Source organism: Candidatus Wallbacteria bacterium (assembly GCA_028687545.1).
GTDB lineage: Bacteria > Muiribacteriota > JAQTZZ01 > JAQTZZ01 > JAQTZZ01 > JAQTZZ01.
Genome location: JAQTZZ010000031.1, coordinates 25,681 through 38,723, shown reverse-complemented (window position 1 = coordinate 38,723; position 13,043 = coordinate 25,681). Strand labels below are relative to the sequence as shown.

The following is a 13,043-nucleotide window of genomic DNA, read 5'->3' as shown; positions in this document are numbered from 1 at the left end:
TGACAGGACTTCGGGTTCCAACTACAGTGCCTCTAAACCCCGCTCCGTCCTGTCTCTGACAGGACTTCGGGTTCCAACTACAGTGCCTCTAAACCCCGCTCCGTCCTGTCTCTGACAGGACTTCGGGTTCCAACTACAGTGCCTCTAAACCCCGCTCCGTCCTGTCTCTGACAGGACTTCGGGGGTTAAGAGGCTGTAATCAAAACCTCGCTCAACTCGGTTTTTCAACAGCCTCTAAATCGGTTGGAGCACGACCTAGAGTTCTTAACAATCCGATCGTCTTCTCAATCTGAAATTCGATTGTTTCCTGTTCGTGCGCACGACCGGGATAGATAGAATATAAAGATCTGTACTGCATTGGCGTTACATTCAGCATCACTGAATTGGCACCTGCCATCAAACCTCGCTCCCTGGCTTCAGAATGCAGGGTTTCAAAACCCGTGGTCACCAGTATTTTGGCATCCTCCGGAGCTGTGAAGCGGGCTACAGCCAGAGTTTTCAGCACCAGTTCAGGGTCTGGCGGATTTTTTTTTGCCAGCGGGGTTTCGCAGTGGGGCAGAAACGGACCGAAGCTGTACATCTCGGAGTGCAGTTCACCGGCCAGCAGAATATCGTTCAAGATGTCCTTTTCCGATTGCCCAGGCAGCCCGATCAGGCCGCCTGTGATGAGCAGGTAGCCCATGCTGTACGCAGTGCGGAGTTCAGACAGCCGATTCTCGAGTGAATATCCGGGATGCAACTTCTGATAGAGCTTGGGATTGGAGGTTTCAAAACGCAACAGCAGGCCGCGGGCACCTGCATCGAAAAGCTTCTGCAACCCTGCAGCTCCGATCTCGCCGCAGCTTATGAATACCAGCACCCCGTGCAGCAGCTTGATTTCAGCGGTAATTTCAGCCAGCTCTCCGACGGAATATGCTCCTTCTCCGCTCTGCAGCACAAGCGCCTTAAATCCGTATTTTTCCACTGCCTGATCAACGGCAGCCAGTATTTCACTTTTATCCATTTTATAGCGCTTCAGGTTTTGATTGTGGTTCGAGATCCCGCAATAAGCGCAATTACGGCTGCACCGGTTGGACAGCTCGATGATCCCGTGAACGCAGCAGGAATTCCGATGATACTTCTGCCTGAGAAAATTGGCTGAACTGTACAAAATGTCCAGGTCTTCCCTGTCTTTCAGCTTCAGCAGATGCAGCAGTTCACGAGGCTTAAGTTTTTTCCCGTGATTAACCTTTTCAAAGAGTGAGTAAATCCTGTTTTCTCTGGTTCTGCGGTCAGGAATCAGCTTAGTGCGCCGCTCATCCTCCTGCCTGAGCTGGAAAAACAACTCTTTCCAGACTTCCAGCGTGGCCAGCGCTTCCCCTTCGCTGATCCGGTCGATCACATATCCGCCCTGGGCATAGACGTAATCACCGACGTTAAGTCCGGAAAGCTCGTTGTAAGCTTTCTTACGCTCCCCGAAATATTCCACCACTACCATCTTGGGGAGGATTTCGACGATTCTGCCTGGTATGGCGTAACACATGTCAGATTATTCTCCGGTCTCTCAAGGGCAGACACATGGGTCTGCCCCTACGTTTTCATCACCCATTACCTATTACCGATTACCATCCGTCATTCACCTTATTCCGTCTCCATTCCCTCGATGAAGAGCTCATTCCCTGTATCAGTTATTGATCCGAAACTGCCGCATTCCGGACAATTGAACACTCCTTTTCCGTGTTCGAACAGGCTTTCGCATTTTCTGCAGTAGAATTTGGCTCTGATCGGTCTGATCTCGACTTCCGCCCCTTCCAGGACCGTACCTGCAGCGAACTGTGCGAAATACATGCGCACAGCTTCATCGTCGTAATTTAAAAGTTCGCCGATTCCCAGTATTATCTTCAACACTTTTTTCGCCTTGCGTTTTTCAGCTTCTTCCAGTGCGTGCTCTACGATATGTTCCACTGAATGATGTTCGTGCATCAGGCCTCCTGGATTTCTTCGTGTAGCGCAGAATCCTGCGCATCCTTGTCAGGGCGCAGCAAGCAGCACCCCTACGTGCTCTTCGTAAGGGCGCATGCTGCGCCCTCTACAAATATAACCTGCCCCGCATCACGAAAGCAAACCAGGACTATCTTCCTCCAAATGATTTATCAAACAGGCAGAATTGTACGATAGGACGATAACACACTACTCAGTAGAAAAAATTATGCCTACTAAAATCAAACTCAGAATTTCCCGTCAAAACCTCAAACTGCTGATCCTGGTTTTCACGATCTCGGTTTTTGGCAGCGGATTTTTCACGCTGAAATGGCTGATCGGATATTTCTTCGCAGATGAGGAAACCATGCAGCAGCGTCTGATGGCAGCTACACCGGACCCCACCATGAGATGCGACTATCGGATGAGCCTGCTGCTCGACAAGCTGGCCAGGCTGCAATTTGAGCACGGCAGACTGCCTGAAAGCATTGACACCCTGGCAGTTCTCCATGAGGAGGTCGAGCGGGATTATCGGTGCCCGCAGGGAGGCCATTTCATTCTGATCAATAACCCACAGTATACTTCCTGCCTCTGCACTGTACACGGATTGTGCTGCGGCCCTGCCACAGGAGCAGCAGACTATAAAGACCCTCTGATCAGGGAATTTGAAAGATGGTCGGTCTCAGATAAAGTTGATTTCGAGGGCCTGGCCACAATCAGAACACTTCTCACCGGTACACTTGAAATCAATGCCAGGAATCGTTTCCGCCGCACTCCCCTGATGATGTCCATCCTGAACGGCTGGGATGATCTGGCTGAGCAATTGATCAATAAAGGCGCTAACATTCACATGCTGGATCAGAACAGCATGAATGCGCTGCATTTTGCCGCAAAATACCATAAAAAAGAACTGGTCACCCGGCTTTTGAAAAAAGGTGCAGACTGCAATCAACGCGACAGATTCGGCAGAAACGCCCTTTTCTATGCCTGCGGCTGCTGGGATTACCAGCGATTCTGCGGTCTTTCAAAGGTGGATGCGGATTCCCCTCTGTTTAAGACCTATCAAGCTGGCCAGGCCAGGTATTTTGAAAATCTCAGGGAAAACTCAGATGAAGTGGAGATAGTCAAAGCTCTGATCAAAAACGGTGCCAGGGTCGACGATCCAGACTGTGACGACAGGACTCCCCTTTTTTATGCCAGCATGGACGGCTACCAAAACATTGTTTCATTGTTGACTTCAAAAAAAGTAGATGTCAATCATAAAGATAAAAACCGGCTCACTCCGCTTTTCTACACGCTTTTCGATTACAGTCCCAATACTTTCAACCATCTGAAAGACAGGATGATTTCCTCGCGTGAATGCGAAATCGCCGACATCCTGATCTCCCAGGGGGCCAATGTCAACGCGCTTTACTATGACAGGCCTCTGATCACCTATGTGGTGGAAAGGAACTACACTGAAATCCTCAGGATGCTCCTCACCAAGAAAATCAATATTAATGCCAAAGGCTTCACAGGCACGGCACTCGAAGTGGCAGAGAAAAAAGGCCGGACCGAGCTCGCAGAAATCCTGAAACAGGCCGGTGCCAAGGAATAATAACTGATGATACTCAAGCGTCGATTCCATAAGGGCTGATTGAAATCAGCCATAAAGATAATGTGATTTATTGCGCGTATAATGGCAGAGTGTTCTTCTCTTCAGTCAGATAATACATCTGATTGGCGAAATCCAGGCAGACCAGCACCGGATCGGGTGAGACATCCTTGATCGTCTTCATCCAGGCCTGCTTTAAAAAAAAGAAGCCGACCTTGCCTGAGCTCTTTGTCCCCTGCCTGAGCTGGACTTTGATCCTGGAAACACCTGTTGCTTCGACAAAATAATACTTGCCTCCGCTGCCTGCCGGAAAAACGCCCAGCGGAATCTCGCTCTGGTCAATCGTGAAGACTTCTTTAGTGGTCAGTGCGCCTGACTGGTATAGGTAGCGGTAAACCATTCCTCTGTCTTTTTCCAGGTTTGCGAGCATCGTAATCGCCCCATCCGGATCAACGGTCAGCTCCATTCCTGGCAGGTCTGTCAGGACTCTCTCCACTGCGAATCCCGGATGGATCCAGCTCAGAGTGGCGAGCTGCCAGCCGCTCCCGATGTCTGTCCTGTCAGGCAGCTTGATGTATGTGCCGAGATAAGCATCCCCGATCTTGTAGATGCCTCTCAGATTGAACTGATTGGGCAGGGCCTGGAAATAGATCCGTTCGCTCTTCGATTTCCTGATGATGTAATAATTTTCAGCGCCCAGAGCGATCACTTCCCGTCTGCCGTCGGATTCCAGATCCAGATTCGAGACATTGATGATTCCGGACAGTTTTTCCTCCCAGACGATTTCCAGCCCCTTTTCCACCATCCTGGCCAGGGCTACTCTATCCAGGCATACGAGGAACATCAGTTCCTCATTGTCGAAATTCACCCAGTATAGTTGAACGATATTTGAGGGTAGTGATATTTTTTTCAGGATTTTAAATTCCGGCCGTTCGGAGAAAGCCTTCAGATACTCGTCCGTCGATTTCCGGTACTGATCGATCAGGACCCGATTCTGGACATTGTTGACTGAGTCGTATACGTGCTCAGGGTTTGAAAGAAGAAATGTGGTATATTCATCAAACTTTTTTTTCAGAGCATCATAGGCTTCTCTTTCAGCCTCTGCAAAAAGCGGAGCCAGGAATGAGAACAGAATCAGGAGAAGATAAAGTCTCACTTGAGTGAAAAAGAGGCGGGCAGCAGTTCGCTGACTTTCATGATTTTGGTCCGGTTGTCTTTATCGACCATGATCACCTCGAAATCGCCGAATTCGGCCATCACCTGCCTGCAGGCTCCGCAGGGAGGTGTGAAATCACCTGCCGAACTGACCAGCACGAGCTTTTTGAATGATTTTTCACCTTCAGAAACTGCCTTGAAGATCGCCACGCGCTCGGCGCAGACAGTCAAGCCATAGGAAGCGTTTTCAATATTGCAGCCGTCGAATATTTTGCCGTTTCCGGTCAGTACCGCTGCGCCGACCCCGAATCCGGAATATGGGTTATGGGCTCTGGCCTGTGCCGCTCTGGCGCGCTTGATCAGCAGGTCAAGCTCAGGCATATTTTTTCTTTCCTACCAGCCTGCTCTTGATGCGTGACTGCTCGAGTTCGTGGAAATAGATCGCGATCGGGCCTACGATGTAGATCGAGGAATAGGTGCCTGTGATCACGCCGATGATCATGGCGAATGCGAAATCCTTGATCTCTCCTGTAGCGATTAAGAACAGGATTACCACAGTGATCATGACTGTCATCGAGGTGTTGATGGTACGGGTGAGCATCTGGTTGATGCTGTGATTGAACAGATCTGTGTAATTCATGCCTTTGATCAGGCGGATATTCTCTCTCATCCTGTCGCAGACGATGATCGAGTCATTGATCGAATAACCGATGATCGTAAGCAGGGCGGCCATTGTGGTGATGTTGACTTCCAGCTTGAACAGGATGAAGAATCCGATCGTCACGATGCAGTCGTGGATGATGCCGATCACTCCGCCGATGCTGTATTTGAATTCGAATCTATACCAGAGATAAAGCAGAGTGATGATCCAGGACAGGATAACAGCCTTGGTGGCCTGAGCGCGCAGCTGAGCGCCTGCAACAGGTCCGATGTCCGTCGCACCCATGGTTTCAGCGAGAGTGTTTCCCAGCCCTTTCTGGAGCGCATCCCTGACTTCGTCTTTGGTGACTCCGTCTTCTTTTTTGTCATACAGCATCTTGGTGCGGATAATGGCTTCCTCTGGTTTCCCTGAAACGCCCTGCACGGTCGGCGAGAGATTCAGACCGCCGTCCCCGAGCAGTTCCCTGACTTTGGCCTGGTCCACGGATTTTTCAAATTTAAGATGCATCACAGTGCCGCCCGTAAAATCGACTCCCCAGTTCATCCCGACTGTGAACATGAGGAAAATCGACGCTATGCAGAGAAATCCGGTGATCGCAAAGGCGTAATATTTCTTGCCGATAAAATCATAGTTTGTAGTCATTATTTTTCCCCCTTAAATGCTGATTGTCTTGCGCTGGCCGCTTGCGTACATTGATTCCATGATCACATGCACCACGGTCAGGGCAGTGAACATGCTGGCGCAGATACCTATCCCAAGCGTGACCGCAAAGCCTTTGATCGGACCTGTGCCGAACAGATACAGCACCAGTGAGGAGAGCACTGTGGTCAGGTTGGAGTCGAAGATGGCGGTAAAGGCACGGTTGAATCCCGCGTCGATCGCAGCCCTGGGAGTTTTCCCGGCGCGCATTTCCTCCTTGATACGCTCGAAAATCAGGATATTGGCGTCTACAGCCATGCCGATGGTCAGCACCAGGCCGGCCAGGCCGGGCAGGGTCAGAGTGCCCTTCAGTACAGCCATCACCGATAAAGTGATCACCAGGTTCAGAAACAGTGCCACATTGGCGAGGAATCCCGAAAATTTGTAATAAACGATCATATAGATCAGGATCGCGATAAAACCGAGGGTAACAGCGTTCACACCCTTGGTGATCGAGTCTGAGCCCAGGCTGGGGCCTACGGTTATTTCCGAGTCTTTGCGGAGCGGGGCTGGAAGCGAACCGGCTCTAAGTACGATCGCCAGCTTCTTGGCCTCTTCGTCAGTGAAATTCCCCCTGATCACTGCATTTCCATTGGGGATCGGCTCGTCGATCACAGGCGCGGACTGGACTTTCTCGTCCAGCACGATCGCCAGCTGCCACTTGGTGTATTTGCTGGTGATGTCGTAAAACTTCTGGCCTCCTTCCTTGTCGAAAGCGAGGGAGACCTGAGGCCTGGAAGTCATCTGGTCGAACACGATCGTGGCATTGGTCAGAAATTCACCTGAGAGCAGGGTTTCTTTTTTGAGTATGTATACAGGGGTTTTAGCGTCGTCAGCATTCAGGACCCCGTAAACAATTTCCTCGTCCTGTTCCGGAGTTGGAAGCTGCATCACAGAGCTGATGTCCTGCACCATTCCGTTTTCCTTGCGCACCAGCCTGAACTGGAGCTGGGCTGTGGTGCCGATGATGTCGATGGCATCCTTTACATTGGAGACGCCTGGCAGCTGAACTCCGATCTGGCTCTTTCCCACTCTGTTGATGGCAGGTTCTGAGACTGAGAACATGTCTACCCTGTTCCTGATGATCTCCAGGGCTTTGTCCACTGCATCCGTTACATATCCCTGCTGGGCGTTCACGTCCATATGCAGGGTAACTTTGCGGCTGGCCTCGTCGCCGGACGCTTTCTTGAACTGACGCTGATGGGACATCTGGTCGATCACTGCTCTCATTGCGGTCAATTCCTCTGGTTTGGCTTTTTCCGGGAGCTGGATTGAAATATCGTTATTCTTGCTGTCGACATCTACTTTCACATCATATGTGTAATCCCTCTCCAGTCTGTCTTTCAGGGATCTGGCTTCCTTCCAGAGCATATTTTCAAGCATTTTAGCATCGTCAATGCTGTACAGCAGATCAACTCCGCCCTGCAGGTCGAGGCCGAGACTGATCGTTCCCTTCTTAAGATCCTTGATCTCAAGTTCAGACATCTTATCCAGGGCGACTCTTCCGATCTTATGATAATAAATCCACCTTGCAGTAGGAAACAGGAACCAGAGCGATATTCCCAGGATAAGGAAAATAATCATGATCCTGAACTTCAAATTAGCAGTCATCCGTCCTCCAGAATATTTATTATAGATGCCGTATTTTCCACCCGAAATTATATGACCAGGCAGAGTCGCTGTCAATATACCGATCCAAGTAAAACTTGTCAATCTATCGGCTAATATATACAATCTAAATACCGATATACTTTTGGGACGAGTTCATAGTAATGATGAATGGTGATTGGTGAATTGGTTCGGAATTGTAAAACTAAAATAAGGAAATCCCATGGATGCATTTAAAATCACTGGCGGAAAAAAACTCAAGGGAGAAATCTCAATTTCAGGCGGTAAAAACGCCACTCTGCCCATCATGGCTGCCTGCCTTCTGGTCAAGGGCGAAGTGGTGCTGCACAATGTCCCGAAACTTCGCGACATCCGAACCATGAAGAACCTGCTTACAATACTCGGAGCGAAAATCACGGAACACGGCTCCACTCTGACGATAAATTCAACCAATCTGAATGGAAAAGAAGCGCCTTACTCACTGGTTAAGACAATGCGGGCCTCCTTCATCATCATGGGTCCGCTGCTGGCCAGGCTCAAATCAGCGAAGGTTTCCCTGCCCGGAGGCTGTGCCATCGGTTCCAGGCCTGTGGACATCCACATCAAGGGATTCAGGGAGCTGTCCGCCAAAGTCCAGATCAAGGGCGGATATGCCGAAGCTGAAGCCGTAAAACTCAAGGGCAAAAAAATGTTCCTGGATTTCCCCTCTGTCGGTGCTACTGAAAACATCATGCTGGCCGCCTCACTTGCCGAAGGGGAGACGATCATTGAGAATTCCGCCAGGGAACCGGAAATCATCGAACTAGCCAATTTTCTGAATCAGGTAGGAGCTAAAGTTACAGGCGCCGGTTCAACTGTGATCAAGGTCAACGGGGTCAGCCAGCTTTTCCCTGCGGAATACCAGATCGGACCTGACAGGATCGAAGCAGGCACTTTCATGATCGCAGCAGGTATCACAGGCGGAGAACTGGTTTTGAATCCGGTCAATACAGGGACCCTGGTCTCAGTGATTCAGAAGCTCAGGGACGCTGGAATGGAAATCAACATTCTGGACAACAATAAACTGCTGGCCCGCTCAGGCAAAAAAATACAACCGGTCCGCATCAAAACCATGCCATTCCCCGGATTTCCTACAGACATGCAGCCGCAGATAATGTCGCTCCTCTGTTTTGCCGAAGGCACCAGCGTGATCAATGAAACCATCTTTGAAAACCGCTTCATGCACGTGTCGGAATTGAGAAGAATGGGGGCCAATATCAGGGTCGAAGGTCACAACTCAATCATCGAGGGAGTCAGGGAGCTTTCGGGAGCGGAAGTGATGTGCTCTGACCTGCGGGCAGGTGCCGCGATCATTCTTGCATCACTCGCAGCCCAGGGTGAAAGCCTGGTCCAGCGTGTCTATCATGTGGACAGGGGATACGAGGAATTTGAGCATAAGCTGCTGCAACTGGGAGCCGGGATCCAGCGCGTGAAAGTCCCGCTATGAGTTCCCCTCTGGCCGGTTCCATCCGTCCTGAAACCGTCGATGAAATCATCGGGCAGCAGCAGCTTTTCGGCCCTGACAAACCTCTCAGGACCATCTTCGAAAAGGGCGTGCTCACCAGTTCACTTCTCTTCACAGGTCCTCCAGGCTGCGGCAAAACTACCGCCGCGCTGCTTTTCAAAAAGTTCCCCCAGGACTTCCATATTCTGAATGCAGTCACTTCCAACGTCCAGGAACTCAAAGAGATCATCGCGAGTTCCATCGGGCAGCTCAGCAGCCATACTCCGATCATCTTCATCGACGAAATCCATCGTTTCAACAGCAAGCAGCAGGATGCGCTGCTGCCCTATGTGGAAGAAGGCAGCGTACTGCTGGTAGCTACCTCCACGCTTTCTGCTTACAAATCAGTGACCAGACCCCTGCTGTCCAGGCTGAATGTCTTCAGATTCCATGCTCTCAAAATTTCAGACATCCTGAAAATCCTCAGGAAGGGTGAAATTTTCTTGAAGATCAAGCCTTTCAGCGACAACTTTCACGGAGAACTGGCCAAAAAATCCGACGGGGACGCCAGAATGGCGGTCAATTATCTGGAAATGTGCGCGGATCGCCTCAAGTCAGTGCCTGAAGCTGGTGAACAGGAACTGCTGGCCGGACTTGAATTCATCCCTGTGCAATCTTCAAAAACCTCGCATTACGATTATATCTCGGCTTTCATCAAATCCCTGCGCGGATCAGACCCTGACGCAGCACTTTATTATCTCGCAGTCATGCTGAAACTGGGTGAAGACCCTCGCTTCATTGCGAGAAGGATGATCATCTTCGCTTCTGAAGATATAGGCAATGCGGACCCTGCTGCTCTTACTCTGGCGATCTCCGTGATGGGGGCAGTCGAACAGATCGGCTTGCCTGAAGCCAGAATCAATCTGGCGCATGGAGTGACTTATCTGGCCTGCTCCCGCAAAAGCAACGCCTCCTACCTCGGGCTCAAGAGGGCTGAAAAGGAATGCGAAGAAAACGCCCTGCTGCCTGTGCCGGGGCACCTGCGCAACTTCGGGCCGCAGTCCAAGGATTACCAGTATCCGCATAATTTTCCGGGGCATTATGTAGAACAGCAGTATCTCGCTGACAAAAAAAGATTTTATGAACCCACTGAGATAGGCGAGGAGCGGAAGTTCAGAGATTATCTTTCTGAAATCCGGTCCAGGCGATGAAAGTACTCCTGCTCAGGGTTCAAGGCGAAACAGCCAGAAAATCCAGGCACCCGCGCAACATCAGACCTCCGTACCTTCTGAAATACCTGCAGAGCCTGCTCACCGAAAATCAGAAGATTGAAACAATTTTCAGTGACGAATATCTCGGAGACGAACCGATTGTTCCTGCAGAAAGTTCCCCTGAAATAGTTGTGCTTTCCATCATCACGAGCGATGCGGGACGGTCGCTCGACATCGCGAGGATTTACAAGCAGAACCCGGCTACAGTAATCATTGTCTGCGGCCAGGATCCTTCGGGCAGGCCTGGATTTTACCTGCATCGCGATGAAGTGGACTACATAGCGCTCGGAGAATCGGAACAGTCCCTTTCCAGCCTGATCTCACTGCTTGCGGCACAAAGAGATTTCCAGGTCCCTGACGGAGTGATTGATGTGAATCTGGGCAACACCGCCTGTCAGGCGATTGTGGACAATCCCGACGATCTGCCTATCCCGTTTTATTCAGAGCGTGAACTTGAAGGATACCGGTTTTATTATCCTGTCCCTGTCTCAGCCCGGCTTAGATACGGTCACATCCTCAGTTCCCGCGGCTGTCCGGGCGGCTGCCTGTTCTGCTCCCAGGTCTTCAGGGAATCGTTCGGGAATAATCTCAGACTGCATTCTCCTGAGCGGGTGATCGCAGAGATCATGAAATTCAAGTCACTGGGAGTGAACTTCATCTGCTTCGACGACGACAATTTCGGCTGCGACAGGGAATGGACTAGAAAATTTCTCGATCTGATGATCCAAAACGGCCTGGACATTCACTGGCAGTGTCATCTCAGAGTGGAAAACCTGGATCAGGAGTTGCTGAAACTTTATGCTGCCGCAGGATGCAGGCTGCTGCGTCTGGGTGTGGAGAGCGGTTCGAAAAGTGTGTTGCGCAGAATCGGAAAAACAATGGAACCTGAGAAATATCTGACAAAGGCAGCTCAGGTGTTTTCCCTCACGAAAAAATTTGGAATCCAGAGCCTGTTCCTCGCACTGATCGGGAATCCGGATGAAACCTTCGGCGATGTGCTCAGGACAGGCAGGCTGATCCGCAGGCTGAAACCGGACCTGCTGCAGGTATCATTCCTCACGATCTATCCCAGTTCGGCACTTTACCGGAATTACGGACATCTCTCAGATCATCACAGTTATCATTACTCCACCCCTGAACATTCTCCTTCCAGGATGAGCCGCAGGGTTCTCAAGTTCGGCCAGGCCTATCTTTATTGTTCCTTCTACTTCAACCCGTTTTTCCTCTTAAAACACTTCTTCAGTCATTTCATTTTTTATCTGCGCAATTTCAGGGTGTTTATTAAATTGCTGCGCTCGCTTTTATACCTGTTTGAATTCTGATTGTACAGCCGGATTTTTCAGTCAGGGAAGCTTCCGGCTTCCAACCAGAAATTCGGTCATGAATTCATCCCAATCCGTCTTTTTGCCAAGTTCGATCTGGCTGTATGAACTGCTGTTATAATATCCAGAAGTCTTGCCGGGAGTGAAAAAGCTTAATCCGCATGCCCGTATCACTTCGCCCTCGTTCTGGGTGAATTCCAGATAGGTCACGCTTTTCTTGATCGCTCTTTTCACATCCACCGCAGCTTCAACTATCTCAGGGACAGCGCTCTGGGAAAGCCCCTGGCAGAAAGTGCCCAGGTCCGAAAACAGGCATAATTTATCCGGAAAAAAGTATTTTTCACAGTCATTGAAAGCTTTTTCAATCAATTCCACTTCTGTGGAGAGATTTTTCCGCAGGGCTTTTGCCAGGCGGTCCATTGCAGGGCAGATTGCAGTTTCCCTCTCTGAGGCAAGGGCAGCGTAATCAATCAGGGAAAAGATATACCCTGGTGCGCATGTATTGCTCAGATGGTTCTGGTTTATATACTGGCAGGTCCCCTTGATGACTTCCATCCCCAGCTGACTGCCGGAGAGCGAGGGATTTTTGGACAGCTCAGGAAGCATTCCTGCGATCTGGCCGCAAAAGCAGCTCAGCATCACAGGTTCAGAGGCAATTCCATAATCAGAGCATTCCGAAAATTGAAGTTGCGCCTCCAGGTTTGACATCAGGCAGGCGTTGAAAGCCAGCAGATCGATTTTCCGGCCGATCTTGTTCCTGATGTGCTCTGCAAACTCCTTCATCTCCAAAGCGTCTATGTACTCACCAGGGTCGTCAGCATCAAAACAGATTCCGCGGCCGGTACCTTTGGCAAAGCCGCATCCGTGGCAGTAAAACAGGAAACAATAATGATCAGCCGGCGCTTTCTCCACCGACCAGTCAAAGAATTCCTTGAGACTCTTCACGTCTCCAGAGTTGATTTCACCGATTTCCTCCTTGGGGGAAGTAATCAGATTGGTGTTTTCATCATGCCTGATCGTGTAGCGGACAGAGTCATTTTTTTCCGGACCTTCATACTGGATAAGAACAGTCAGATTGTTCCCGGTCATCATTTCTTCCAGATTGTTGATTTCAGATTCCATTAGTTCGACCAGGCCCGCGTCAGAAGTGAAGTCCATCATGATTGTCCAGTCGTTCTGCGCTTTATCGCTTTCCGAAGCTCCGGCAGACCTGGAAACCACTCCAGACAGAAGCAGCACGAGGAAAAAAAATATTTTGTTTTTCATGTTCCCCTCCGATACTCATCTACTT

At 50.1% G+C, this 13,043-nt stretch carries 11 protein-coding genes; 4 read left to right on the top strand and 7 right to left on the bottom strand.

The window, feature by feature from the left end; all coding sequences use genetic code 11:
* Nucleotides 1-211 precede the first annotated feature (211 nt).
* Together PHW04_12620 and PHW04_12615 are read right to left on the bottom strand one after the other, a co-directional pair.
* Nucleotides 212-1,522 carry a radical SAM protein gene (locus PHW04_12620; protein ID MDD2716728.1) on the bottom strand — a complete coding sequence of 437 codons (1,311 nt, stop codon included), beginning with the start codon at nt 1,520-1,522 and terminating at the stop codon, nt 212-214.
* Between the two features lie 98 nt (nt 1,523-1,620).
* Nucleotides 1,621-1,962 carry a hydrogenase maturation nickel metallochaperone HypA gene (locus PHW04_12615; GenBank protein ID MDD2716727.1) on the bottom strand — a complete coding sequence of 114 codons (342 nt, stop codon included), beginning with the start codon at nt 1,960-1,962 and terminating at the stop codon, nt 1,621-1,623.
* A gap of 226 nt (nt 1,963-2,188) precedes the next feature.
* Between PHW04_12615 and PHW04_12610 the strand changes: the two genes are divergently transcribed.
* Complete coding sequence (locus PHW04_12610) at nt 2,189-3,556, top strand: ankyrin repeat domain-containing protein (GenBank protein ID MDD2716726.1); 1,368 nt, start codon at nt 2,189-2,191, stop codon at nt 3,554-3,556.
* A 67-nt stretch (nt 3,557-3,623) separates the two neighbouring features.
* On the opposite strand, the gene PHW04_12605 is transcribed toward PHW04_12610, so the two are convergent.
* From PHW04_12605 to secD, 4 genes are read right to left on the bottom strand one after another with little or no spacing between them, the layout of a single operon-like run.
* A complete protein-coding gene (locus tag PHW04_12605; protein ID MDD2716725.1) occupies nt 3,624-4,709 on the bottom strand; it encodes a hypothetical protein in 1,086 nt (361 codons plus the stop codon).
* Nucleotides 4,706-5,089 carry a cytidine deaminase gene (gene cdd / locus PHW04_12600; GenBank protein MDD2716724.1) on the bottom strand — a complete coding sequence of 128 codons (384 nt, stop codon included), beginning with the start codon at nt 5,087-5,089 and terminating at the stop codon, nt 4,706-4,708. Before cdd ends, PHW04_12605 begins: the two co-directional genes overlap by 4 nt.
* Nucleotides 5,082-6,011, bottom strand: a complete 930-nt coding sequence (gene secF / locus PHW04_12595; protein ID MDD2716723.1) for a protein translocase subunit SecF — start codon at nt 6,009-6,011, stop codon at nt 5,082-5,084. Before secF ends, cdd begins: the two co-directional genes overlap by 8 nt.
* A 12-nt stretch (nt 6,012-6,023) precedes the next feature.
* Entirely contained in the window at nt 6,024-7,679 is a 1,656-nt protein-coding gene (secD, locus tag PHW04_12590; GenBank protein ID MDD2716722.1) for a protein translocase subunit SecD, read from the bottom strand.
* Between the two features lie 220 nt (nt 7,680-7,899).
* Here secD and murA point away from each other — a divergent pair, with 220 nt between their 5' ends.
* Genes murA through PHW04_12575 form a run of 3 tightly spaced genes read left to right on the top strand, consistent with a single transcriptional unit; the run spans nt 7,900 to nt 11,752 of the window.
* Nucleotides 7,900-9,162, top strand: coding sequence for a UDP-N-acetylglucosamine 1-carboxyvinyltransferase (gene murA, locus PHW04_12585; GenBank protein ID MDD2716721.1), 1,263 nt, complete (start codon nt 7,900-7,902; stop codon nt 9,160-9,162).
* Nucleotides 9,159-10,370 carry a replication-associated recombination protein A gene (locus PHW04_12580; GenBank protein MDD2716720.1) on the top strand — a complete coding sequence of 404 codons (1,212 nt, stop codon included), beginning with the start codon at nt 9,159-9,161 and terminating at the stop codon, nt 10,368-10,370. The genes murA and PHW04_12580 overlap by 4 nt, the downstream gene beginning before the upstream one ends.
* Nucleotides 10,367-11,752 carry a radical SAM protein gene (locus PHW04_12575; protein MDD2716719.1) on the top strand — a complete coding sequence of 462 codons (1,386 nt, stop codon included), beginning with the start codon at nt 10,367-10,369 and terminating at the stop codon, nt 11,750-11,752. The genes PHW04_12580 and PHW04_12575 overlap by 4 nt, the downstream gene beginning before the upstream one ends.
* A 21-nt stretch (nt 11,753-11,773) precedes the next feature.
* Here the strand turns inward: PHW04_12575 and PHW04_12570 are convergent, their stop codons facing one another.
* Entirely contained in the window at nt 11,774-13,018 is a 1,245-nt protein-coding gene (locus PHW04_12570) for a clostripain-related cysteine peptidase (GenBank protein MDD2716718.1), read from the bottom strand.
* Nucleotides 13,019-13,043: the final 25 nt, after the last annotated feature.